At 41.7% G+C, this 25,085-nt stretch carries 26 protein-coding genes and 1 pseudogene; 11 read left to right on the top strand and 16 right to left on the bottom strand.

The genetic code is table 11. The features are described from left to right. Positions 1–14 precede the first annotated feature (14 nt). A complete protein-coding gene (locus I6N90_RS19265) occupies positions 15–1,070 on the top strand; it encodes a ParB/RepB/Spo0J family partition protein (RefSeq protein ID WP_197937286.1) in 1,056 nt (351 codons plus the stop codon). On the opposite strand, the gene I6N90_RS19260 is transcribed toward I6N90_RS19265, so the two are convergent. From I6N90_RS19260 to I6N90_RS19250, 3 genes are all read right to left on the bottom strand, one after another. After that, entirely contained in the window at positions 1,021–1,419 is a 399-nt protein-coding gene (locus I6N90_RS19260; RefSeq protein WP_197937285.1) for a hypothetical protein, read from the bottom strand. The genes I6N90_RS19265 and I6N90_RS19260 overlap by 50 nt on opposite strands. Before the next feature lie 311 nt (positions 1,420–1,730). Next, entirely contained in the window at positions 1,731–2,591 is an 861-nt protein-coding gene (locus tag I6N90_RS19255; protein ID WP_232243169.1) for a metallophosphoesterase, read from the bottom strand. A 27-nt stretch (positions 2,592–2,618) separates the two neighbouring features. Next, a complete protein-coding gene (locus tag I6N90_RS19250) occupies positions 2,619–4,136 on the bottom strand; it encodes a DUF4153 domain-containing protein (RefSeq protein ID WP_197937283.1) in 1,518 nt (505 codons plus the stop codon). A 92-nt stretch (positions 4,137–4,228) separates the two neighbouring features. On the opposite strand from I6N90_RS19250, the gene I6N90_RS19245 reads away from it, so the two are divergent. The 3 genes and pseudogenes from I6N90_RS19245 to I6N90_RS24890 form a co-directional block, all read left to right on the top strand. Beyond that, positions 4,229–6,064 (top strand): ABC transporter substrate-binding protein, encoded by a 1,836-nt coding sequence (locus I6N90_RS19245; protein WP_197937282.1) that lies wholly within the window; start codon positions 4,229–4,231, stop codon positions 6,062–6,064. A gap of 82 nt (positions 6,065–6,146) precedes the next feature. Continuing rightward, positions 6,147–6,560, top strand: coding sequence for a DUF2500 domain-containing protein (locus I6N90_RS19240; RefSeq protein WP_232243168.1), 414 nt, complete (start codon positions 6,147–6,149; stop codon positions 6,558–6,560). Between the two features lie 16 nt (positions 6,561–6,576). Then, positions 6,577–6,666: pseudogene (locus I6N90_RS24890) on the top strand (GNAT family N-acetyltransferase); the annotation flags it as partial. Positions 6,667–6,726: 60 nt separating this feature from the next. On the opposite strand, the gene I6N90_RS19235 reads toward I6N90_RS24890, so the two are convergent. The 3 genes from I6N90_RS19235 to hisJ all read right to left on the bottom strand — a co-directional run bounded on the left by I6N90_RS19235 (position 6,727) and on the right by hisJ (position 9,802). Next, a complete protein-coding gene (locus tag I6N90_RS19235; protein ID WP_197937572.1) occupies positions 6,727–7,842 on the bottom strand; it encodes a slipin family protein in 1,116 nt (371 codons plus the stop codon). Positions 7,843–8,424: 582 nt separating this feature from the next. Beyond that, positions 8,425–8,925 (bottom strand): GNAT family N-acetyltransferase, encoded by a 501-nt coding sequence (locus I6N90_RS25305; protein ID WP_332262478.1) that lies wholly within the window; start codon positions 8,923–8,925, stop codon positions 8,425–8,427. A gap of 49 nt (positions 8,926–8,974) precedes the next feature. Next, positions 8,975–9,802: a histidinol-phosphatase HisJ gene (gene hisJ, locus I6N90_RS19225; RefSeq protein ID WP_197937281.1), complete on the bottom strand. Its 828-nt coding sequence runs from the start codon at positions 9,800–9,802 to the stop codon at positions 8,975–8,977. A 233-nt stretch (positions 9,803–10,035) separates the two neighbouring features. Here hisJ and I6N90_RS19220 point away from each other — a divergent pair, with 233 nt between their 5' ends. Further along, positions 10,036–11,013 carry a M23 family metallopeptidase gene (locus I6N90_RS19220; RefSeq protein ID WP_197937280.1) on the top strand — a complete coding sequence of 326 codons (978 nt, stop codon included), beginning with the start codon at positions 10,036–10,038 and terminating at the stop codon, positions 11,011–11,013. 2 nt (positions 11,014–11,015) lie between these two features. Further along, the gene (locus I6N90_RS19215) at positions 11,016–11,420 is read left to right on the top strand and encodes a bactofilin family protein (RefSeq protein ID WP_197937279.1); all 405 of its coding nucleotides are present in this window, start codon (positions 11,016–11,018) and stop codon (positions 11,418–11,420) included. A gap of 93 nt (positions 11,421–11,513) precedes the next feature. Here the strand turns inward: I6N90_RS19215 and I6N90_RS19210 are convergent, their stop codons facing one another. The 3 genes from I6N90_RS19210 to I6N90_RS19200 all read right to left on the bottom strand — a co-directional run bounded on the left by I6N90_RS19210 (position 11,514) and on the right by I6N90_RS19200 (position 13,193). Further along, positions 11,514–12,320 (bottom strand): aminoglycoside N(3)-acetyltransferase, encoded by an 807-nt coding sequence (locus I6N90_RS19210; protein ID WP_197937278.1) that lies wholly within the window; start codon positions 12,318–12,320, stop codon positions 11,514–11,516. Positions 12,321–12,427: 107 nt separating this feature from the next. Further along, positions 12,428–12,826 (bottom strand): VOC family protein, encoded by a 399-nt coding sequence (locus I6N90_RS19205; RefSeq protein ID WP_197937277.1) that lies wholly within the window; start codon positions 12,824–12,826, stop codon positions 12,428–12,430. Between the two features lie 193 nt (positions 12,827–13,019). Further along, entirely contained in the window at positions 13,020–13,193 is a 174-nt protein-coding gene (locus I6N90_RS19200; RefSeq protein ID WP_197937276.1) for a hypothetical protein, read from the bottom strand. A 139-nt stretch (positions 13,194–13,332) separates the two neighbouring features. On the opposite strand from I6N90_RS19200, the gene I6N90_RS19195 reads away from it, so the two are divergent. Further along, complete coding sequence (locus I6N90_RS19195; protein ID WP_197937275.1) at positions 13,333–14,625, top strand: arsenic transporter; 1,293 nt, start codon at positions 13,333–13,335, stop codon at positions 14,623–14,625. Between the two features lie 90 nt (positions 14,626–14,715). Here the strand turns inward: I6N90_RS19195 and I6N90_RS19190 are convergent, their stop codons facing one another. Together I6N90_RS19190 and I6N90_RS19185 are read right to left on the bottom strand one after the other, a co-directional pair. Beyond that, positions 14,716–15,978 (bottom strand): chromate transporter, encoded by a 1,263-nt coding sequence (locus I6N90_RS19190; protein ID WP_197937274.1) that lies wholly within the window; start codon positions 15,976–15,978, stop codon positions 14,716–14,718. Between the two features lie 110 nt (positions 15,979–16,088). Next, entirely contained in the window at positions 16,089–17,015 is a 927-nt protein-coding gene (locus tag I6N90_RS19185) for a hypothetical protein (RefSeq protein ID WP_232243166.1), read from the bottom strand. Positions 17,016–17,252: 237 nt separating this feature from the next. Here I6N90_RS19185 and I6N90_RS19180 point away from each other — a divergent pair, with 237 nt between their 5' ends. Then, positions 17,253–17,918: an SIMPL domain-containing protein gene (locus tag I6N90_RS19180; protein WP_197937273.1), complete on the top strand. Its 666-nt coding sequence runs from the start codon at positions 17,253–17,255 to the stop codon at positions 17,916–17,918. Here the strand turns inward: I6N90_RS19180 and I6N90_RS19175 are convergent. Beyond that, a complete protein-coding gene (locus tag I6N90_RS19175; protein ID WP_197937272.1) occupies positions 17,870–18,496 on the bottom strand; it encodes a hypothetical protein in 627 nt (208 codons plus the stop codon). The two genes, I6N90_RS19180 and I6N90_RS19175, sit on opposite strands and share 49 nt — an antisense overlap. Positions 18,497–18,642: 146 nt before the next feature. Here I6N90_RS19175 and I6N90_RS19170 point away from each other — a divergent pair, with 146 nt between their 5' ends. Then, the gene (locus I6N90_RS19170; RefSeq protein ID WP_197937271.1) at positions 18,643–19,665 is read left to right on the top strand and encodes a S66 family peptidase; all 1,023 of its coding nucleotides are present in this window, start codon (positions 18,643–18,645) and stop codon (positions 19,663–19,665) included. 98 nt (positions 19,666–19,763) lie between these two features. Here I6N90_RS19170 and I6N90_RS19165 read toward each other — a convergent pair whose 3' ends face one another. The 4 genes from I6N90_RS19165 to I6N90_RS19150 form a co-directional block, all read right to left on the bottom strand. Next, the gene (locus I6N90_RS19165; protein WP_197937270.1) at positions 19,764–20,378 is read right to left on the bottom strand and encodes a nitroreductase family protein; all 615 of its coding nucleotides are present in this window, start codon (positions 20,376–20,378) and stop codon (positions 19,764–19,766) included. A gap of 140 nt (positions 20,379–20,518) precedes the next feature. After that, positions 20,519–21,385 (bottom strand): VOC family protein, encoded by an 867-nt coding sequence (locus I6N90_RS19160; RefSeq protein WP_197937269.1) that lies wholly within the window; start codon positions 21,383–21,385, stop codon positions 20,519–20,521. 205 nt (positions 21,386–21,590) lie between these two features. Further along, complete coding sequence (locus tag I6N90_RS19155; RefSeq protein WP_197937268.1) at positions 21,591–22,316, bottom strand: ThuA domain-containing protein; 726 nt, start codon at positions 22,314–22,316, stop codon at positions 21,591–21,593. Positions 22,317–22,367: 51 nt separating this feature from the next. Then, positions 22,368–23,147: a DNA-3-methyladenine glycosylase family protein gene (locus tag I6N90_RS19150; RefSeq protein WP_332262477.1), complete on the bottom strand. Its 780-nt coding sequence runs from the start codon at positions 23,145–23,147 to the stop codon at positions 22,368–22,370. A gap of 146 nt (positions 23,148–23,293) precedes the next feature. Between I6N90_RS19150 and I6N90_RS19145 the strand changes: the two genes are divergently transcribed. After that, positions 23,294–23,989, top strand: coding sequence for a response regulator transcription factor (locus tag I6N90_RS19145; RefSeq protein WP_197937568.1), 696 nt, complete (start codon positions 23,294–23,296; stop codon positions 23,987–23,989). After that, positions 23,982–24,986 carry a sensor histidine kinase gene (locus I6N90_RS19140; RefSeq protein ID WP_197937267.1) on the top strand — a complete coding sequence of 335 codons (1,005 nt, stop codon included), beginning with the start codon at positions 23,982–23,984 and terminating at the stop codon, positions 24,984–24,986. The genes I6N90_RS19145 and I6N90_RS19140 overlap by 8 nt, the downstream gene beginning before the upstream one ends. The last annotated feature ends 99 nt before the right edge of the window (positions 24,987–25,085 follow it).

The following is a 25,085-nucleotide window of genomic DNA, read 5'->3' as shown; positions in this document are numbered from 1 at the left end:
ATAGGAGAATCGGAATGGACATCATTGAAATTCAAATGGCCCTTATTGATGAAGATAAAGACCAGCCTAGATATCAGTTCGACGAAGAAGCGCTTACGGAACTAATGCAAAGTATTGATGAGCTTGGCTTGCTCTCACCTATAAAAGTAAGGACTGGAAGCGACGGTCGTTACAAGATCATTTACGGTAATCGTCGTTATAAAGCTTCTCAGATGCTCGGCCGTACAACTATTCCTTGCATCGTTTCAAACGTAACAGATGAAATGGAAATCTATTTGGAACAAATCGCAGAAAATTTAACGAGAGAGGGCTTCTCTCCCATTGAAGAAGCCGAAGCTTTTGATAAGCTGATGAACGATACTCGTTTTAGAAGCTCTATTAAGTTTCTATCTGCAAAACTTGGCAAACCTGAGAGCTACATTAAAAATAAATGTGAACTTCTCAAATTTAGCAATGCGGTGAAGAAGCTCATCGTAAGTGGAACAGAGATTAGGAAAAATAAGCTTACCGAAGATCAGCTTATTCCACTCAAGGACCTTCCTATTGAACATCGCGATCCGATAGCACTCATTGCAGCAAGAGACGAGCTACCAGTTACAGATGTGAAAAAGATCGCTAAGTTATTTAAAGATAAGACGATATCGGAGAGCACTAAGGAAAAGCTATTACTTAAAACTGGTAGTGGCCTTATTGAAACATGGTCCGTTTATGAACAAAATCGCAAGGAGCGTGCGAAACCACCAGCCGAGCCTAAATCAGGGGCTAAGCCAGCTCAACATAATGAAAGTACGAATCAAGCGAGTTTCTCGCAAGCTGCTGCACAAGAGAAAGGAAGTCATTCTACTGTAGGTAAAAACGCAGAGAGCATAACCGACTTACTTCAATTAATGAAGAGCGGATTGCCTAAACAAGCTGAGATTACAAATACGATTACACAAATGATTGTAACTGGAGCCCATGGAGGACAAGCACTGTTCCCTCATGAAATCGAAGAAGTTATTAACCAACTGGAAAAGCTCACTATAGCGTGGAAGAACCTTCACGATCATTCCCTCCATAATGGAATATAATTCTATACAAAAATAGGTGTACTAGGGATGGAAAACCCATCATTTGTAATGAAATTGAAATATAACTTTCATCAGCCTTTAATGGAAGGGGGATATAATAGAACTCGACCCCCTTTTTATAAAATAAACTTTTGACCCGCTGCCCGTTGCAGCGGGTCCCTTTTTTGTCCACAAAAAATGCCAGCCTATTGTTAGCACTGGCATTTATGTGAGCAACGACATTTTCGATGGCTACACTTACGTTTGGTGCATTGCCGCTGACAATGTCGTCGACACTTTCGCTCGCATCGCCGCCGACGTTCTCGTCTACGTGCTGCACGTTTAGCACTAGCGGAAGCAGTTGCATCACCAGCTTCTGCTTCCTCCACAGCTCTATTAGCTGCTGCGGCTTCTCCTCTTACAATCGAATTACTATTCGTTCTAAACTCCCATATGTTACCTATTATTATCGTGCCTTCATTTCTTTCAATCCGTATCCCACCACAGCAGTAGGGCATACTACCATCCGCTTCCTATAATGAAATAGTAAGTCTAATAGTAGTATCTTATGTTGCAAGTTCGACGGACGAATTGGCTTTTCCAACACATATAATAGCCTTTTTTTAAAGGTGCTACTATTACGATGATCCTAAACATTTTAGGATGTTAATTCGTCTCCACCTACTCGGGACGAGATAAATCTACGACAACAATTTCTGGACGATTAAATAGCCGCTGGGAGAATACACTATTTCCTAATCCACGGCTTATGATCATGGATGAGTCTCCCTGTTTATGAATGCCTTCAGAATACTCTGGCCACCAACCTTGCTCTGGTGAAAACATACCACCCACAAACGGAATTCTAATTTGCCCGCCATGCGCATGACCAGTTAAACTAAGGTCCATTCTATAATCGGCATACACATCAAACAACTCCGGGCGATGCGACAATAATATGGTATATGCTTCAGGATGGCTCATTCCTTCAATTGCCTCGTCCAAATGAGCTTCTATTTTGTCGACATCGCCATCCTCTTTTTTATTAAAGATTGGATCATCAACACCGACTAAACGAATGACACCTTCTCCTACAGCAATTTCCTCATGGGTATTTCGAAGAACAATGACACCCGCATCGATCAGTTTTTTCTCGAGCTCGGGGTAATTTGGAATGTAAGACTCATGATTTCCGACAATAAAGTAAACGGGCGCAATTTCAGCTACACCAACCATCATCATTAAGCTCGCAGCTTCATCGTAATGGTTGCCATCAACTAAATCGCCAGTCACTACGATAATGTCTGGGTTTAACTTCTCTACTTTCTTAAGTAGCGGTCGCTGATTTTTTCCGAACAGTTTACTTTGAAGATCAGAGAGTTGTACGATTCTGTAGTTTTCTGCTCCGACTGGTAGTTTGCTTGTGTTCAGTTTAAAATTCGTTACCCCAATCGCATTATTTTCATAATGGAGAAAAACAATGATCGCAATAATCGTCGCCGGAATGTATATGAAAAACCAACGTTTCATCTTACTCATCATGACTTACCTCTTTCATATTTCAATTTGTTACTGTGAATTCAATCGCTGGAATGCTAAGTTCCATGATTGCCAATGATTCCTTGAGCTCGCTTCCACTCGTAAATTGTTAATAATAGGAGCAAGCTTCTCTAATTCTGGATGATCCTTATAAAACTTTATAAGCTCTGGGCCTGCATCAGCGGAAAGCGACCATAAATAGTCGATATCAATAACAGCCGTCCGTTCGTAACGATCAATATTGTTTGTTGCAATTCGAGAATCAAGATTAGCATAGTTCATTATAACGTACGAAACAATAGCCAATACGATATACACTTTCGCTAAAGAGAACCTTCCGTACCAAATACGAATTAATGATACTACCATTAACACACCTAAAAATATCATAAATCCATGTACAAGTAAGCGAAGTGATGTGTAGCCATACGCTTCCTCATAAAGCGATAAACGGCTGTAAGCCGATATCAACATAACGATCGTACATCCCATTAGAAGACTGAGTAGCAATTTACGAATACGCCCCAGCCAAACACTACTAGTTGAAATGAAATGTAAACCACCAAGCAATATGCCTATATTAATAAGCGCGATAAGAACTAACTCAGCAAAACCTCTTCGAGCATATTCCGCATAAGCCGTTCCAGCAGGAATCAATCCTTCCGCAGCACCAAACAAATAGCTGAATTGAATGACGGCGAATACAACATATACAAGGTTCACACAAATTAATACCGTTATCGCTGTTATCGGGTCTAATTTCGATGGTTCAGTATTTTTTACATCATTTGATTGCCCCGGCAATTGGACCTGGACATTGCCCATATCAACCGGCTTCGTTTTTCGGAAGAGCAGCCCCCAAATGTAGCAAAAGGTATACAGTGCAATACAAGCACCTACAATGATTCGCATAATTGCTGTTCCAATTGCATCTCCATCCAAACCATTCGGAATCGAATTAATCCAAGATTGGAATATGCCGTCAGCAGAAGCAAGTAGAGCAATAACGACAATTAAAAGTGGTGTAGCAAGGATAAGTCCAAATCCGATCTTTTTGACGTTCGACTTAGGCTTAACTACGTCTTCTCCTGATCGCATCCATTCTGCTGTCATACCAATCGGTACACCCAGATGATTAAGCGGTGTAATTAACCATTGTTTCAATAACTCGGAGTAAAACATGACACGATGCCATGACTGAGATCCACTTCTAGTAAGCAGCATCGTTTGTGCGACGATCAATATCGGTAAGGCAATCCAATTAAGCGCTCGAAAAACTTCATTTGCATATATGGCATATGTCAACGTAAGAAGTGCAATCGGTATGAGCAATAACCAGCCCATTCTCGATTGGCCTTTCCACTTGTCAAAACCGCCGATTCTTCCCTTAATGGAATAAAAAAATAACGCGTAAAACCCTAACGCGAACAGCGGCATCGACACGCCAGCTGGTCTATCGACAAATAAATATTGGCCGATAAAACCAAGAAACAAAGCTATAACCCACATTGTTCCGTATCTCTTTTGCCAAGGCGCAGGATCTCTCATTGCTTAACACTCCTTTGATTTTTTCTCCTTTTATTGTAACCTATAAAATAAGAACAAAAAGTGTAAGTTGATCTTCTGGAATTTCATATTTTATGAATACGAAAGGACTCGTTATGAAAATAAGACGACATTATTTCATGTTACGACGATCTTACCCACATATAACAGATGGTGTATCGCTAGATGTGACCACATCCGAACTAGCAGAGACGCTGGACTGTACCCATCGCAATATGGTGTTGCTTTTAAAACGAATGGTGCAAGAGGGTTGGATCGAATGGTCCCCGAAACGTGGTCGAGGAAACCGTTCTACACTCACTTTTCTCGCGCCAGTAGAGAAGTTAATACTAGATGAAGCTAAAGAGCTTGTACTCCGAGGCGATCTTCAACCTGCCTTAACAATGATTCAGCAACATCCATCAGGACATGGCTTGCAAGAACAGTTTCAAGAATGGCTCACAAGCCAATTCGGATTCCATACGGAAGTAGAGGGCAACCGTAGAATGGACATGCTTCGGTTCCCGCTTCCGGGCACGATCAATAGTTTAGACCCTGCTCGAATCCACTATTTTGGCGAATCACATTTAGTGAATCAGATGTTTGACAGTTTAGTGCGAATGGATGAAAGAGGCGAGACTACTCTCCCCCATCTTGCCCATGCATGGGAAGTAAACGACGACCGAACAGAATGGACATTTTATTTAAGAAAAGGTGTTCTATTCCATCATGGTAGACAAATGGTCGCTTCTGACGTGATGTATTCGCTCGAACGTTTGCGTAGACTTGCACCTAACGGACTATATAGCTGGGTATACAATGACATCGTTTCGATGGTAACGCCCGATGATACGACTATCCGTATTAAGCTGAAGGAGAGGAACGAGATTTTCCTGTCTTTCCTATCCACCAACCGCGCATCAATCGTGCCACAAGACGTCGCTGTAAGTGAAGGAGAGCGATTCGGGGAAGCAGGAGGATCTCCTGTCGGAACGGGTCCTTTCCGACTTATTTCCAGTGAACAAGGGATTTGGACATTAGAAGCTTTCCCATCCTATTTTCAAGGTAGAGCCTTTCTTGACCGTGTAGAAATATGGACGATGCCTATCACTGTTGATCGAGCTGATGAACCTATATCTGAGCTACAAAAGTTCCAAGTCATGCACAATGTCCGTATTTCCGATATGGCGGGTGGAGCGTGGCAACAAGTACGACAATCCGGGACTACATGTAAATTTTTGACGGTCAATGAGCTCAAAGAAGGTCCTCTCACTAATCCAGACATCCGCGCTGCTCTAGACAAAGCCATAAGTAGGACTAAGTTGCTGCGGCTACTCTCAGGTGACGTAATCGAAGCAGCATCTAGCTTCTGGTTGCACGGCAAAAGTGGTGATAAACATGTAGAGTCGTTAGGGGCAGACCATTCGGAGGAACGCAGCGAGGTAATTAATAGTGAAGACTGCAACGTTGAAGGGTTAACTCTTACTCTTACTACGATTCCTCAATATGCAAGTGACGCATCTATGATTAAACAATTGCTTGCAGAACAAGGAATTAACCTGGACATCAATTTGCTTGCGGCTGAACAGTTTAAAGGAAGTGCTCGTATGTCGTCCGACCTCCTTTTATTTGCTGTCATGCTTGATGAACATCGAGAATTACGTCTCATTGATTTGTATAAGAGCATGCAGCAGCATTTACCCAAACACCTTGGTGACGAATTAGAGAGCACACTTGGACGTATCCTTTCGGAAAAGGACGCTAGAAACCGAGTTAAGCTGTTTATTGGGATCGAGCAACAGCTTGTGCAGCGGATTAGTCTACTATTCCTTTATCGGAAACATCTAAAGACAGCATTTCACCCCTCCGTGCAGGGGATTTCACTTGAGTCTCTTGGGTGGGTGCGTTTCCGTGATTTATGGTTCAGATGAGTGCAACACTTGCTCGCAAAGAGACGTTTAACTAACTATATGGTAAAATGAGGCAATTACTGTTGTGAGGGGGACTTTTCATATGGGATCATTTGGGCCTAGTGATTCATTCGACACAAGCTTTAATCTAATGGCAACTCTATTTCCAATCCTATTCGTAATTGTGTTTGTATTCATCGTTGGAGCTATTGGATACAGTGTGATGAATCATTTCCGTAATTCCAGAGCACCACAGCAAAGCTCTTATGCTAGAATCGTTGCGAAACGGATGGACGTTCAGCATAGCAGTACGATGCATAGCAATAACGACAATAATTTTGGGCATACGACCAGCTCATCTCGAACATATTATTACATTACGTTAGAGTTCGATAACGGATCACGGCAAGAGTTTTTAGATGTTAAAGGCCTCTCCGGTCTCGTTGTTGAAGGCGACGCAGGTTATGCGGCAACTAAAGGTGAATGGATCGTTGCATTTGAACGGAGTGCGGGGTAGGCCAATTGAGGCAGCAAGAATGAGAAAGTGTCAGCCATATAACGGTGAGTACTTTGATTCCATTCGAATGGGTATTCTTCGTGAAGAATGGTACGCTGAGCGATAAGTGATGCAAGTAAAAAAGGAGATCAACCTCTCACTTTCGAGTAGTTAATCTCCCCCCTTTTTACTGCGTTCCGCCATTTCTAACACCTACCAAAGCATTCAGCTGCTCTAACAAATTCCCGCCACCAGTGAGAGAAATATGGCCCACCTTATCACAAATCTTCTCTAGAAACTCTAGCTCTTTGAGACGATACAACGTTCCGTTCTCCTCCATTAACTTTGCAGTGTTGAGCAAGCTACGAGTTGAGGCCGTTTCTTCCCGACGAGTGATGAGATTAGCTTGTGCTTTCTTTTCCGCAAGTAAAACCGTATTTAGAATGTCTTTAACTTCTCCAGGCAAAATAATATCCTTTACGCCAGCAGACAGAAATTCCAAGCCAAAGTTCTCACTTCGTTCATTTAGTCTCGAGAGTACATAAGCTCCAATTTCCTGTTTCACCCTTAGCAGATCATCGAGCTTCATCGTACCGACGTACTCTCGTAATATAAGCTGAAGCATGATGTAAATCTGATCCTCAAACCCTCTAATCTCTAAAAATTTCATAGGGTCCTTCATCCGATATTGGCAGACGAAGTTAAGGCGAAGAGTCACTTTGTCTTCCGTCATTATTTCTTGACCTGTCATATCCAACTGTTGCTGGCGTAGATCAACCGTCTTTACTACAACACTTACAGGACCTTTCCAAAAATAATATTTACCCGGTCCAAGCTCCCTTTGAAACGTATTGTTAAAAAACAACATACCCCGCTCATGATTAGCGATTTCCGTTACAGTACAATAACTTCCCAGCTTCGAAGGAATGGATGCCGTCAACTCCTTCGGCAGCTCGGGATTACGCACATCTACACGAACAAAGCTATGTTTCTTGAGCGTATTCCAGTAAGCATAGCTTCCTGGCAACAACAACGAAACGAATCTTCCTCCCTCATAGTGAAGTACATATTCATGATCTTGCACATCAACGAGCGTTAGCTCTTGAAGTAGTTCATTGTCATGAAGGAACAGATTTGTATCTTTGCCGTGTACCGTAAAAGGTTTTGCTATATCTTGTATAAGTACAGAATGCCCAGACCATGCGGCAAACCGATAAGTTCCCGGTTGTAATACCTTTTTATAGCTACCTTTATGAAAAAGCAAACCTCGTTCATCCGATTTTACAGTTACTGTTGTCATTATTTTTTTCATGCTTGCACCTCATTTTCATTTGGTTGATCTTACGGTAGGAATCGTCCACCCATCTAGTACGGAATCGGATTAAGAAGGGCGGTTATAGCTAGCAGACTATTCGGCATCAAACTAGCTTTAGATACTCTTTCTATCATTAGCGAGTTTGTGCTTCTTATAGTTTTGCTCAGCATAGTTCCTCTCTTCGGTATCCTCCGATTACAAAGTCCGACAGGTGTGGCCAAGTTACTTTCCGCCATCTTGCTTAAACGGTGTATCTTTATACCTGACAGTTCCTCCGAAGATCCAGTTCTGATTTGTTGCTCGATTAAGTGTAACTACATTGGTAGATTAATATTGTGCAGTCGCCCAGAATACCGATGCCTACTTCGCTCGGCACTGCGGAACCATTGAAATTCGCGCCTTAGAGCGCTGCTACTAACGATTAACCTGTTCTCATCATGCCAGAACATACCAAATGCGAACATGGCGAAAGTATTACAACACAAAAAAAGAATCAGTTATGAACTGATCCTTAGGATGATATTCCATAATATTTTTTTATTTCGAGCCACGTTACATACCAAAATGTAATTACTCCGCAATACGTTTCTCCATACAGTAGCTCTCTTCACAATCTATGTATTCACCGAATCGATCAATTTCATAAAAGCCTAGTTTCTTATAAAATAGAACCGACTCCTCTTGCAGCTCACCTGTCTCAAGGCGCATCACTGTGCAACCAAGTTCAGCTGCTTGCTGTTCCAAATACGCCAGCACCTTTTTGGCAACACCTTGCCGTCTAATCTCAGGTTTTACAAAAAAACGCTTCAATTCTACCGTCTCTGTGTCAAGACGCCGAATACCGCCGCAACCGACAGGTACCTCACCTAAATAGGCGACAACAAAAGTCATCTCCTTTGTCTTTGGATCATTAAAGTCTACTCCGAATATAGCTTCCAGAGGGTATAATCCTTGCAGATACTGATCTAACTCTACAACTAACTTTGCTAGATCTCGATTATCAGTCGCTACTTTTTCTATAATTACTCTTTCATTGTTAACATTGCGCTCTTGTCTCTCTAGTTTCTCCACCTTAGGCCCTTCCTTCTGCAAAAAATTCGTTTGTCTATACTCAATCCTTCTATAGAAGAGGACGTCGCATCTGCTCACTATACCAATCCCAGCCCAAGCCAACTTGATCTGGCTTGTGCGAATCCGAACCGTACACACATGGAATTTCTAGCTTTCTGCATTCTGTAATAAACCACTCTGGTACATACGGTTTCCCGCAAGTCGGAACGCGAAGTCCAGCTATATTAACATCAATACCGACATTAGACTTAACTAACAGAGGCAATACTCCTTCAAGTCTCCGCTTAATCAATGTTTCATCAATAGGCGGCAACTCCGATTGAAATTTCTCAATCAAATTAATATGACCAATTCGTTTCCGCATTGGCAATTGCGCTGTCCATTCGATCGCTGCTTCAACACGGTCGTAATATTCATTAACGACATTTTCCATCGTGCCATAATACGGTAGTATATTTAATTTAAAATCATCAGCCGTGTAGTCCATGCAACGGTTTCCGCCAACTCCCGGTAAATAATGTACCGAATACACGACATCCTCCAAATCTTTATGCCACTTATCTACAATTCGTTCTGTAAAGTCGAGTTGTCCAGGCAAATAATCGAGCTCGAGGCCAACTGTGACTTCAATCTTCCCCTCATAACGACGCTTCATCTCTTTTGCATATGCCATATAGTCGGGAAGTTCCTCAGCAGGCATAGCAAGCTCGTCCCAAAGCTTCTTATCATCAATCCATTGAAGGGGCACAGGCGGATGTTCACTCATCGTATACCTTTCAAAACCTAGCTCAATTGCACGATCTAAATACAGTTCTTGTATAGCATCATTTCCATGATAGCAAAAGCGCGTGTGTGTGTGACCATCCCATTTGATCATTCCATAAGCTCCTCCGTTTCGACTATACCTAAACAACGATGTGTTTCTTATTTCAATAGATTAACACTTGAAAGCCACGGGGTAAATTCAATTGTTGCGTATATGACTTTTAGCGACAATCACCATCTATTTTTATGTGATAATTTCACATTTACTCGAAAAAAAGGAATTTAGGGGAGAGATGTCGAATAATAAGTGGTTGAAAATGTAACTGAGGTTTTAGGAGGCGTGTTATGAAGTGGATGTCTAAACGATTCACATTCGTCGTTATCCCGGATGCGAATCAAACAGTCCAGCGTTATCGCGTAACTGGACTCATCTTAACTCTTATTCCGATTACGATCATATTACTTACGATCTGTTCCATCCTTTTTATTTATTTATTTTCGGGAAAAGTTGCCCATCTCAAAGATCTCAGCAATCAACTTGCATCTTCTGAGGAAAATTATGAGCTACTGCTTACTGAACGAGATGAGATAATTGGCACATTAGAAGCAGATTTATTCGCCGTCTCTGTACAAGCGGAACAAGTACGGAGTAAATTGACTGATATTTCTGAACTTGAGTTGCAATTAAAAGAAATAGCAGGTATAGAAGATTCAACAGTTCGCATTTCATCTAGCAGTCCAACTGACAAAGGTGGGACAGGCGGTGAAGAAATCCCTTTACTAAGCTCCACTACTAATGCCAAGGCAGACCATACGCTGCAAAACCTCACTACTATGTCGCTTGCTATGGATGATATGAAGCCTAGTTTGGAAGCAACGATCAAAGGAATTAAGAAGTATCAATACATATTGGAAATAACACCAACGATATGGCCCGCAGACTCAAGAAAGATTACATCTACATTCGGGGTGCGCAGGGACCCTTTCTCTGGACGTTCGTCGCTGCATTCAGGACTTGATCTAGGCGGCGATCGGGGAGACCCTATTTATGCTTCAGCAAATGGGGTCATTACATTGTCGGAGAATACTTATCCTCAAGGTAACAACATCATCATCGATCATGGCCGTGGCATTGAAACTCGCTATCTCCATCTCAATAAACGACTTGTAGAAGTCGGTGATAAAGTAACAAAGGGACAGCTCATTGGCGAACTTGGCAACACAGGCCGCAGTACAGGTCCTCATTTGCATTATGAGGTGATCGTTAATGGTACACAGGTTGATCCGAGACCATATATCAAAGAAGACAGAGAGGACAAGTGACCATGTTCAAAAATAAAAACGGCAGCAAAATCAATCCTGACTCTACCGACACATTGATTGGAGAGGGAACAGTATTTGAGGGGAAAATTAAATCCGAAGCGAGCATTCGCATTGAGGGAAAAGTCATCGGTGACATTATTTCGAGTGGTGATATCGTTATTGGTGAAAAGGGATGCGCAAACTCAAATATTACGGCGAGAGACCTTGTGTTAGCTGGAAACTTAAATGGAGACGCCCGGGTAACAGGTAAATTAACGATTTGTTCTTCTGGCATATTAAACGGCAACTTAACCGCACAATCTCTCATTATTGAACCAGGCGGCATCTTTAATGGCAGCAGTAAGATGACAGCAAGTAATACAACTCCTTCTTCACAAGCGCAAAAGGAACTTAAGGCCACTTCTTAATTCATTTTTTTATACGAAAAACGAAAGGAACCAAACACAAGCAGCGAATGTCGCTAGTTGCGTTTGGTTCTTTGTTAACTTTGGTAGAAAAAGCTACTTCCGATTACTCTCCATCCACTTCACACCAAAATCCACTAAATCTCTTTGGCGCATAAGACGAACTGTTGCGTCTCCAATTTTCCCGATCTGTACTGCCTTAGTCTCCAATTCAAAAGCTTGGCCTATTGTGTCAAAGTCATCTGAATCAAACTCTATATCATCAAAAACAGCCCATTCTCTAGTACCATCTACAAAACACGGCGCACCTTGTTTCATTTGTACCTTCGATGCATAATTGGCTCTATACTCCGAAAGGTGAAGCGAAGTGTTATTTTCGTAACTAACGCCGAGCAGCAGCACGTAACCATCTTTATCATATAGGCGTGCAATCGGAGATTGCTCGCCTAGTCCATAATGAAGCGAGTGCTCTTGCGTAATACATTCAGCATTTATACCTCTAGCTACAAAAGATACTTGCGGATGATCGCTGCGAAGAGTACCAGCTTGCTTACGGAAGCATTCCGCTACCGCTCCCATTGAGGTTGACGGTGTTAAATCTTTATCGAATGGAGGCATCTCAGATTTAATGATATTCCACCACTCTTCCGGCACAGGTGGACGGGACCAAGTAGTTGGATCTGTTAAATTTGGTGTATGCGTCGGCATCACTAACGTTCCTTCAGAGCCTATCGCTTCCTCAAGTGCTAATACAACGGCAGAATCACCGCCGACAATCCACCGATTCATTGACTTAAGTGAAGTATGAACGAGTAATGTCATTCCTTTCTCTACACCGATATCCTGTAATATCTGTTTAATCGTTGTTATTGTTAAAGGTAATTGTGATAGGTTCATAGTCATTGTTAATCATACCCTTCGTAACTATTAAATAATGACTATACGCTATCACAATCGCTTGTTCTTCAGTAGGTAATATTCGATTATAATAAAATTCGATCTAGTTTCGACTAACCTTCTTCACCACAAGTAATCATCCATAAAACACCGTATTTATCCGCTATTTCCCCATACATGCCACCCCAAAACACCGGTTCAAGCGGCTGTTTCACTTGCCCACCTATAGCAAGATTATCAAATGCTTTGCGGCCTTCCGATCCAGATACATATTCAAGATTTAAACTAAAACCATCCCCACGTGTTATAGGTTCAAATGCATCTGCCATAAAGAAGGTTACTTCACCTGCATCGAAGCACATATGCATAACTTTGTCTTTGACGGCATCGTTTGCCTCAGGAGAATCACCATACGTCATGACGGAATTGATCTTTCCTCCGAGTGCTCCAATGTAGAAATCCGCTTGTTCTCTCGCATTTTCTGAAAATATAAAAGGTTTAAGTGTTGCCATGTACCATCTTCCTTCCATCCAATGATTTGGTATGCTTGTCTCTATTCTAGCAGTTTTAATGATGTATCGTTTCTTATCGATTGCTCTTTATGACTTTGCATCACTAATTAACGAAAAAAAACATGCTCAGCATGTCTTATAAGCTCTGCTGAACATGGTTAATTTAATCAAACATTTTTATGTATCGGACGATTTAAATCTGATCCGCGTTTTTTATAGCATGCTCCCAGCTAGGAAAATAAAAAAGCGCATTCCGCATTAGCTCTGGATCGTTCTGCTTCACTTGCTTTTTGCTAATCGAGCTTCCACTCGATTGCAGTTGTTTAATGCGGCGAACAACCTCTTCTGCGCCAAGTGTAAAGTCCATCGATTGTGCTCCTTTCCCTAAGCTATTCTCACACTATTATTGTTTCTTTAAACGCTTGATATATACGTAATTTCATTATTGCCTTAATTAAATAATTATTAATATAATTAATTCTATAGATATATAGGGGGCATCATCGATGCTAATATTAGCGTGTTTATTATTTATCGTAACAATCGTATTTGTAATTTGGCAGCCCAGAGGTTTGAATATCGGTTATTCTGCAACTGGCGGTGCTGTATTAGCACTGCTTTTAGGAGTAGTCACCTTACAAGATGTGTGGGATGTTACTGCCATCGTCTGGAATGCTACGCTAGCACTAGTAGCCATTATGATCATTTCATTAGTTCTCGACGAGATCGGATTTTTCGAATGGTCAGCACTACATATGGCACGATTTGCAAAAGGTGACGGCAAACGCATGTTCATCTATGTCGTTCTATTAGGGGCAGCGGTGTCCGCCTTTTTCGCAAATGATGGTGCTGCATTAATTTTGACACCAATCGTATTAGCAATGGTCAGAGCTTTAAAGTTCGATGAAAGGATGATATTGCCCTTTTTGATGGCAAGCGGCTTCATATCTGACACTGCTTCACTACCTTTTATTATAAGCAATCTAGTAAACATCGTTTCCGCGGATTTCTTTCATATCGGTTTTGCCGAATATGCTAGTCGTATGTTCGTACCTAATTTATTCGCAATTGGCTCAAGCTTACTTGTTCTCTACATTGTTTTTCGCAAAAGCATACCACAAAACTATGACATAACGCAGCTTAAAAAACCGCGTGAAGCCATTAAGGATGAGCGGTTGTTCAAGCTGTCTTGGTATGTATTAGCTGCCCTACTAATCGCTTATCTATTTAGCGAAACAATTGCAATTCCATTATCGTTTATTATTGGCGTTGCAGCGATCACAATGCTTATCGCGTCTCGTAGAAGTCCAGCCATTAAACCTCGTGAAATTATCGTAAACGCACCTTGGTCTATCGTTATTTTCTCTATCGGCATGTATGTTGTCGTATATGGTTTACGCAATGTTGGATTAACCGATCAACTCGGGCTCGTATTGCAGTGGGCAGTCGATCAAGGACTGTTTGTTGCTACGATGTGTACGGGCTTTATCGCTGCTATTTTGTCATCCTTTATGAACAACTTGCCAACCGTTTTGATCGGCGCACTTGCTATCGACGGTGTCTCTGCTCAAGGTGCGCTCAAAGAAGCGCTCATATACGCTAACGTAATAGGCTCAGATCTTGGGCCGAAGATAACACCTATCGGATCTTTAGCTACTTTGCTATGGTTACATATTTTAGCTAAAAAAGGTGTCCGTATTACATGGGGTTACTACTTTAAGGTTGGTATCGTTTTAACGTTGCCTGTTCTGTTTATTACGTTGCTCGGGCTTTATATTTGGTTATTGCTTATTCATTAACTCAACTTATCATTGATGAGACAGCGCCCCCAATTTCTCTAAACTGGGGGTGTGAATTAGCGCTTACTCATGGTACTAATCTATTAAAAACTATACTAACCAGCTAATTAATTGTCCTATAACAGCTCCTGCTACTACAACGATCCATGGCGGGAGTTTCCAAAAAGCTAACATTACGAACAAAAACATCGCACATACAAAGTCTTGTGGCGTTAAGACCGCGCTCGTCCAAATGGGGTCGTAGAAAGCTGCCACCAAAATGCCTACAATCGCTGCGTTCACACCTAAAAGCGCTCGCTGTACTCTCGGCATGTTTCGTAATGTATTCCAAAACGGTAACGTGCCTGCAATTAACAAAAATGCTGGCAGAAAGATAGCAATGAGAGCAATAACAGCCCCCCACCAGCCACCTGAAATTGCTCCTAAATAGACGGCGAAAGTAAACAGTGGGCCAGGTACCGCTTGAGTAGCACCATACCCCGAAAGAAATTGTTCTTCACTTACCCATCCATTCGGAATAACTTCACGCTCTAGCAGTGGTAACACCACATGCCCGCCGCCAAAAACAAGCGAGCCTGCACGATAAAAACTATCGAACAAGGACAACGTATAACTTGTTATTCCTGCTTCTCTTATAAGCGGAAGTAAAAACAGCAAACTAACAAAGGTCACCAAAAACAATATAGCAGTCCATTTAGCTATCGTCACTTTCTTCTCTACTGTTTTTAGATTAGTTCCTGCCTGCTTCTCTATTGCTGGCCCTGTAACAACCATTTCAGTATTGGCGTGGAACTCCCGCTGCCTATACAACCACAAGCCACCAAGCCCCGAAGCTACGATAATAGCAACTTGACTTAGTGTCGTTGGCCATAATAATGCAAATGTTGCTGCAAGAGCTACTATCGTCACTCTTGCTCGATCTGGCGCAAGCTTTTGCCCCATTCCCCATATTGCTTGTGCAACTATAGCGACAGCTACTAATTTAAGTCCATGCAACCAACCAGACTGTCCTAAGTCCATACTTTTCGAAAGAAATGCAAACAATGTCAAAGCAATTGCAGATGGCATCGTGAACCCGATAAAGGAAAAGAGACCTCCAAGCAGGCCTCCCCTCATAATGCCAATCCCCATTCCTACCTGACTGCTAGCAGGACCAGGAAGGAAGTGGCATAATGCTACTAAATCAGCATACGTTCGTTCATCAAGCCACTTGCGTCGTTTCACATATTCCTCATGATAGTAACCAAGATGAGCAACAGGACCTCCGAATGCGGTCAATCCCAGTTTGGTCGATACGAATAAGATCTCTAACAATCGCATGATCTTACCTTTTCTCTGTCCTTCACTATTCATATGTCACTACTCCTATTATCCGAAACCTACTCATCACTATTACAAACATTATAGCGCATAGATTTAATGGACAATAGAACATACTTATATACTGTTTTATGAAAATGGTATTACGCGTTTGTCTTCTTATCTTTAGCATAGGTACCACTGAAACCAAATAATTTATCATACAACAATCGTGCACCGGCTGCGGTTACAACGAGAAAACATGCAATTGCTGTAAGAGGGAGTAGCGACCATTCGATTAAAGGTTGACCGAGTAGCGTCTGCCCGCCAATTGCAACTAACCCACCTATGAAGGTAATACCAGAGATGTGGATCAACGAATGTTTGATCCTCTTCGTCAGCACGGATCCAAGTGTCAGCCAAGCGATAAACGGCAACACTTGAAGTGCGTGAAAACCTAAACCATGCATCCATATCAAGTTGCCCTCAAGTCCAATAAACCTTCCGCCATTAGCCACAATCACGAACCCGCCTGCAAAAGAAAGCAATACAGCAATCATCGCGTATCTAATTCCAATAACAAACTCAGGATATGCTCGATAAGCACGCTGACGAAAAAATTGAATCGTTAATACCAAATAAAAAACGGCAAGCAGCATTGCAACAAAACCAAATAAATTTCCAATGACTATATCAAACGTTGAGCCATCCTCTACAAATCTAGGGTTAACACCACGCCAATGCTGCACCGTTTCTGCGAAGTAAGAATAAAGAGCAGATAAGATATACGACCATCGAAAAAATGTCCTTCCCTTGCGGCCAATTCCGGAAAATGGGATAATAGCTGCCGTCGATACCAAAAAGATACCGAGCGCTGCATTAAATGAAGCTGCTCTCAGAAGTCCCGAGCCTGGTTTCACATCAGTTCCATATATAAGCGCAGCGATTCCACATACAAGTGCCAGAACAAATCCTAATACCCCCGTTATTACTAACCATTTTTCTCCGCTAAACCAAGTAGCTTTTTCTCCCGCTTTTTCTATTTCCGCTTCTTGCCCCTTTATATCTGCTCCATTCGTCACTTTTGCCATCTCATTCACGACTCCTTCACACACTAATTACCACTAATTGTATGAAAAAACAGTGCTTGTACGTGACAGTCTTCGGGATGGAATATCACCTCTTCTCTAGCCCTATCTTTAACTAGACTTAGGTCGTGATGGTCAAGCTATATCTTTCGGAGGCATCATATGAAGTTGAATGAGATCTCTTTTTCCTCCATACTTAAGAATAGAAACGTTAATCGACATGAAGGGAGAATGATAAATATGTTACATTCTGCAGCTAAAAATCAAGGGACAAATAGCGAATCTACATGCGATATGAAAATAGAAGTTGTTGGTGAGGGGGTGGTTTCCGTTGCTCCAGACCGCACACTCATTACGCTTGGTGCTGTAAAGGAAGGAAAAGATGTTAAAGCAATTCAAAGTGAAAACAGTGCCATTATTACAGGAGTAATTGAAGCTTTAACGGGTCTTGGCATCCCCCGTGAACAGATACAAACAGTAACTTATGACATAGAACCACAATATGACTATGATTCTGGTCGCCAAGTTTTCAGAGGGTATAAAGTTACACACCTGCTCCAGATTCATTTGAACGGGGTCGAAGGAGCAGGTGCTGTCATAGATGCGGCAGTAGAAAGCGGAGCTAATTCGATTACGAATATTTCCTTCGCATCCTCACATTCGGCAATCGCGGAGCAGCAGGCATTAACGGCAGCGGTTCGACATGCAGGCGAGAAAGCAACAACTATTGCTGATGCGTTAGGTGTTGCCCTGTCAGCTATTCCTTGTGACGTAAAGGAGCTTTCACAAGGTGCAGAGCCCGTCCATTTCAAGGCGGCAATGGCGATGGATAGCGCTTCTACACCTATTGCACCGGGTCAATTAACATTTAAAGCTTCAGTACGAGTTTGGTATCTATTCGCGTAATGAATACGTGATGCATCCAATTTTGGATAGTCGTATAAATAACCTTCATACACCGCTTTAAACTTATTATTTTTCAAAAAATCATTCGGAGTGACAAGAGAGGATGGGCGATCCCATACATTAATGCCACCCTCTCTTAACGCTTCAGCTACAAATTGTGAGCAGAAATACGAATTTTTTATTTTCAAATCACGATTTAGCAGTACTCCGACCAATCCAACTAAATTATATGAATAGTGCTCTTTATTACAATCAAATCTCCCGATCACGGCTTTTAAAGCCTTCCGTTCCTCTGGTGTCACCTCATAACGCAACAACAGGCATCTTGTATTTGGAAAATGGCTATACGTTCCTTCATAAACATCTTCCCTCACAAATCCAGCGTCGAGTGGGTTATTTGCCTGCTTACGACCGAAGCTATATATTTCGTTCATATCTGCGTCTAATACGAGAGAGGCATGATTATATGGAGCGGCTGTGAAGCCTTTTATAAGTTTAGAAAATAAAGTTCCTGTATCCGAAAGAAGGACATAGATGTAACGATCTCGTGTTGTCTTTTGTGTAAGGTTCTTTCTCATACTGTTCACCTCTTGAGATTAGCGGATATCAGTACCGCTTCTGTTGATATGAATATATCAATTGAAAGGTTTTGCGAATAGTACTAACATTGAGTAGTACTGTTCGTTTATTTGAATACACAATAACTTGTTCAGGGGGAAACGCAATGATTCGATATCCATTATTAAAAGAGGGCGACACGATTGGTGTAACCGCACCATCATCAGGAGTTGACTCCAATCTACATGATTTGATGAAGCAAGCCATTAATCGCATGGAACAGTCTGGATTCAACGTCGTATGCGGAGAAACCGTTTGGACGCAGCATAAGTCGAAGTCAGCCCCAGCATTAATACGGGCGGCTGAGCTGAATAATATGATTGCTGATGATAACATCAATCTCATTTTTCCTCCTTGGGGTGGTGAGTTTCTCATTGAAGTTCTTGAACATATAGACTTTGATGCGATTAAAGAAAAGTGGATTTTGGGATATTCAGATTTAAGTACGCTGCTCCTCGCCGTAACGCTAAAAACCGGAGTAGCAACTGCGCACGGTACCAATCTGTTTGATTTGCGCGGCGAATACTCTGATGAAACGACAGCAATGTGGAAACCAGTACTATCTACAGGATCAGGCCAATCTATTGTTCAGCATTCTTCTCAAAACTATCAGAAAGAGTGGAATTTCGAGAGTGTTTCCCCTTATGTTTTCCATTTTAATGAACCTACTTCTTGGAAGATCTTCTCTGATAGTGACAAGAAGGTAACAGTAAGTGGACGGCTGCTTGGCGGATGTATTGATACAATCGGACATTTGATCGGAACTCCATACGGAGATGTGCGAACTTTCCAAAAACATACCATTCAAAATGAGCCTATCCTTTGGTACTTAGAAAATAGCGATGCGAAGACTACTGATTTACGCAGATTTTTGGTGCAAATGAAGCTAGCCGGCTGGTTCGACAACTGTTCTGGACTCCTATTCGCCAGAACTTCGGCAAACTACCCTGTTGATGGCTATACCATTGATGATGTTTATCAAGAGTTAGCTGAGGAACTGAAAGTTCCGATCGTATTCGATATCGATTGTGGACATCTCCCACCACAAATGACGTTCATCAATGGAGCGTATGCAGAGGTTGAAGCTCAGGATGGCAAAGGCACGGTTACACAATATTTCCGACCATAAAAAGAAGCCCCGCTAGACTCCCGGGATGAAACTTCCGGGTTTGTCCTTGCTGGGCTTCTTCAATAATGTCTGCAACTTTCGCAAACAAACTTATCTCATTACTTAATAAATTTTACACGCTCATCAAGCGGACTGAATTGCTTCTCACCTGCTGGAGCAACGACATTGCCAAATGGCATCTGTGCGATCAGTTTCCAACTTGCAGGTAGTTCCCACTCTGCTCTTACCGCATCGTCAATCAACGGATTGTAGTGTTGTAATGTAGCACCAAAACCTTCAACTTCTAGCGATGTCCAAATGACGTATTGTAACATGCCCGTTGAATGCGACGACCAAATTGGGAAGTTGTCTGCGTATAGAGCAAACTTTTCCTGCAATCCTTCTACAACTGCCTGATCTTCAAAGAAAAGAACCGTACCGTAACCTGCGCCGAACGCATTCATTTTGTCCGCAGTAGCACCGAAATGCTCAGCCGGAACGATCGCTTTAAGTGTATCGGACGTTAAATTCCATAATTTCTTATGTTGATCTCCAAATAATACAACTACCCGCGCACTTTGTGAATTGAATGCAGATGGTGTATGTTTAACCGCATGATTAATAACCTCTTGAACACGTTCCTCGGATACTACTGCCTCATTGCTGATTGCATAAATTGAACGTCTTCCTTCAACAGCCTCATAAAAGTTTTTGTTCGTAGTCACGTTTCCCATAGTATTCCCTCCACAGTTATCAATTTATATGTCGTATATCTCTCTTCACCAACGAGCTATGACGGCAAAACGTTCATTGTACAGTTTGCTCTAATCAATCTAATTCCAATCGTTTCACTCTAATATGAATCATTACTTTATTATTGTTCAGTTATTAATCTAACCCAAATGTCTGACGGATCTTTCACAAACCATCCATCCGTTCTTTGTTCGACTTCATACCCTGCCTGAGTAACGCCTTGAACTGTCTTCTCCAGCTCCTCCATGTTCGGAACTACGATGGTGAAATAGGTAATTCCCGTTCCATTAGAAGGTACTGGCGGTGCACCAACACCTGCCCATAGATTTAGACCTAGATGATGATGATACCTGCCCGCTCCAACAAAAAGAGCACCCATCTGTCGCATAAGATCGGCTTCAACGTCGAAACCTAACACATCGCAATAAAACTGTTTCGCCTTATGAAGATCACCAACATGGAAGTGAACATGTCCAATTGTAGTACCAGGAGATAACCCTTGCCAAACACTTCCTTTAGCTTCATCCAGCAAGCCATCCCAATCGATAGGGTCAGAAGCCATTTTCACAAAACCTTGTGAATCATATTCCCAGTCTGCACGTGGTCGATCACGGTAGATTTCAATCCCATTGCCATCAGGATCAGAAATATATAACGCTTCACTAACGAGATGATCAGCTTGCCCGATGTGAATGCCACTGTCGAGTAATCTTCTTAGCGACAATCCAAGATCTTTCCTCGTCGGCACTAATATTGCAAAATGATACAAACCGCTGGATGATCGTTTCGGCACCATGAATGCGTTCGGAACTTCCTCAAGTACTAATAATACGGTTTCACCATCGGCTGTAAGTTCAGCCATCCCATTGTCTTGCCTCAATACACGTAAGCCAACTACTTCTTGATAAAAGGTTAAAGAACGATCTAGATTACTTACTTTCAGCTTCACTTCACCAAGCCTCGTTGACGGATGCAGCTTGTTACTCATCGATGATCACCTCTACGTTAATGAAGTTACTTACTATTTGTAATTAAGTATATAATCAATATAAACTTACGTCAATTCTTTTTTAACTATCAACAGCACGATTAAATGGTTCTTCTCAAATACTCCTTACAAAAGAAAAAGCACCCAGTCATAAACCAGATGCTCCCTTATCAGAGAAACTCAAAAGGTATATCCATTGTTGATATCAAATGTTTTCTAGCGGCTCCGTTCTTCCACCACGTGTTGTTGCTCCAACCGTCGGTTCCGCCCAATAAACTGCGTTGCTTATTACTTTAAGCACCTCTGGTTGATGATATACTGGGAACGTTTCATGACCTGGCCGGAAGTAAAACAACTTCCCTTTCCCCCTCCGATAGCAACAACCGCTGCGGAACACTTCGCCGCCCTCGAACCATGAGATGAACACTAACTCATCAGGAGCTGGTATCTCAAATCGCTCACCATACATTTCTTCCTTCGGAATTTCGAAGTAATCGCCAAGTCCATTTGCTATAGGATGTCCATGCTCAATGACCCAAATACGTTCCTTCTCGCCATTATCCCGCCACTTTAGATTACCAGTCTTCGTACCAAGCAACCGCTCGAACAATTTTGATGCATGACCAGAATGGAGCACGATAAGACCCATACCATCAAGAACACGAGAACGTACCTTTTCTGCAATATCATCCCGAACTTCGTTATGAGCTAGGTGTCCCCACCAAATCAATACGTCTGTTCCATTTAAAACGTCATCCGTTAGGCCATGTTCCGGCTCATCGAGCGTCGCCGTCCTTACTTCAATTCGGTCCTGCGTCCCGAGGTAACTTCCGATTGCATGATGTATCCCCTGTGGATAGATGCTTGCTACATGTTCATTATGTCGTTCATGTCGATACTCATTCCACACCGTTACTCTTATCGTTGCCATCCATTAATCTCTCCTTGTCCTACTACTATTGTTTATTAGTACGGCAGTCTGTTAATACAGTAATCTCCACAAATAAAAGGTAGCGTATGACTCCCAGCCGCTCCAGCCATAACTTAGCTCAAGCAATTCCTTCTTCGTCGGCTTTCTATCCATTCCAAGGACATGTTTAATTGCATTATGCAAACCTACATCGTCGATAGGGAAAGCCGTTGGAAAACGTAAGCAACGCATAATGACATAATGAGCAGTCCATGGTCCAATTCCGCGTATGCTCACAAGCTGTTTCTCTGCCGTTTCCAAGCTGTCACCTTGCAACAAAATCTCCTTGGTCAATTTTCCTGAGACGATATGTTTCGCCGTTTCAATAAGATATTCGCTTTTCTTTACAGTCATGCGGAGCGGCTCCAAATCTATTACAGTCAGCGCAGCGATAGTTTCCGGTTTAGGAAACAACCAATATACTTCACCATTAGCTTCAACCGCTCGCCCATATGTCTCTACAAATCTTCGCTTGAGCGTATAAGCAAATGCGAGATTGATTTGCTGACCAATAATTCCCCAACACATCGCCTCAAACAGGTCAGAAATGCCCATTACCCGCAATCCATAAAATTGATTAACCGGTTCATTCAGCAATGGGTCACCACCAGCTAGCTCATAAAAAGGTGACAAGTCTCTATGTAAATCGAACCAATCCTTCACATACTCTTCTACAGCCGCATAAATGTCGTCCCCATATGGTGCTTTAACGTCTCCTCCGATAATTTCGATTCGGAGCCCTGCATCTTTTGCATCACTAACTTCAATAATAATGGAAGCTTCACCGATCAAGATCGCTTTGTAAATTCGTTCCCCTTTTCATTGGAAACAACTACAGTATCTTGCTCTTTTATTATTGATATTAGCACTCAACTATTCCCTAGATTACTAGATTAATTTTCTATACAATAGGTGTAAAAGATGTGTGGTGAATAGTTCTGTTTAAGTTGTTATTAATAGAAGATGACACAACCTTATTTAATGAGATCAAAGATCGTTTATCGCTTTGGTCCTACGATGTTTACGGAATTCACGACTTTACAAACGTCATTCAAGAATTCAATACGGTTAAACCTGACCTCGTCATTATAGATATTCAATTGCCCAAATTCGACGGGTTTCATTGGTGTAGACTCATTCGAGCACATTCCAATATTCCTATCCTGTTTCTATCTTCACGCGATCATCCAACAGACATCGTTATGTCTATGCAGCTTGGTGCTGATGATTTTATTCAGAAGCCTTTTCATTTCGACGTATTAATAGCGAAGGTACAAGCTATTCTTCGCCGTGTATACAATTACAATTCGGACAAAGGCGAGCTAAAAACGTGGTGTGGAGCTGCAATCGATTATGAGAGAAACATCGTAACAAATGCCATTGGGTCAATTGAGCTTACGAGAAATGAAATTTATATATTAAAGCTGCTCATTGATAAAAAAAACAAAATTGTAAGCCGTGATGAAATCATTAACAACCTATGGGATGACAAACGTTTTATAAGCGACAATACACTTACAGTCAATGTGAACCGTCTGCGAAAAAGGCTCGATGAACTTGACTTAGGCGTATACATTGAAACGAAAGTAGGACAAGGTTACATGGCTATGGAAGAGTCAAATAAACATGATTAAAAAATATATCATCGAAAGACGGAGCTGGATTCTTTTATTTATATTCATTCAGCTGCTCGTTCTTTTTGTTTCCTTTGTAGATTCGGCGATTCCTCTTGCTTCCATGCTGTATGTTTTCTTTTTATCGATAATCGTGTTCGTTGTTTTTTTAGTTATTCGCTACGATAAAGAGACGAAGTTTTACAAAAGTTTAGAAGAACACGCTGACAACCTTGATGTATCGAGAATGAGTATGCCAGATCGTCCATTTGAACAAATGATAGAAACTTATATTACGGAACAAGTTCAATTATTAAAGCAGACTTCTTCACAAAATAGGATGATACTGGAGCAGGAAAAGGATGATTTGCTTTCATGGATACATGAAGTGAAAACACCTTTAACAGCGATGCGATTAATGATTGATCGTCTGGATAATGAGACGATAAAAGCTAATCTAACCTTTGAATGGCTGCGTATTCATCTTCTACTTGATCAACAGCTTCACCAAAGGCGTATCCCCTATATCGAAAATGATTTGTTTATTGAGCAAACAGATTTGGAAGCAGTCATTTTTAGTGAAATAAAAACGTTGCAATCGTGGTGTATTCAGAAAGGACTCGGCTTTGATATTCAGTTAGAATCAACTGCTGTTATTAGTGATGCCAAGTGGGTTGCTTTTATTATTAGGCAACTGCTAACGAACGCTGTGAAATATAGTGAATCGTCGGATATTACGATAACCAGTTATGAACAAGATGGTGGGATCAATCTTAAAGTACAGGATTGCGGTCGAGGCATAGACGCTAGAGATTTGCCGCGTATATTCGATAAAGGCTTCACATCTACTACGATGCATCGAGATACCGCAGCTACGGGAATGGGATTATATTTAGCCAAAAAAGCAGCGGAGTCACTGTCCATCAATATCCATGTTGAATCAGCGCTCGGTGTAGGCACGGCGGTTACACTCGTCTTTCCACAGAAAAATGAATTTGTTCGAATAACAAGCGTGTGACAATAATGTCACATGCTTTTATATTTTGTTCGGTCAATCGCAGGATAAGCGAAGTAAACCCTTTTATAATGAAGCTAACGAAAAAAGGGAGCGTGTCGA

The organism is Paenibacillus sp. GSMTC-2017 (assembly GCF_016019935.1).
Lineage (GTDB): Bacteria > Bacillota > Bacilli > Paenibacillales > Paenibacillaceae > Pristimantibacillus.
This window is presented reverse-complemented; position numbering and strand designations above follow the sequence as displayed.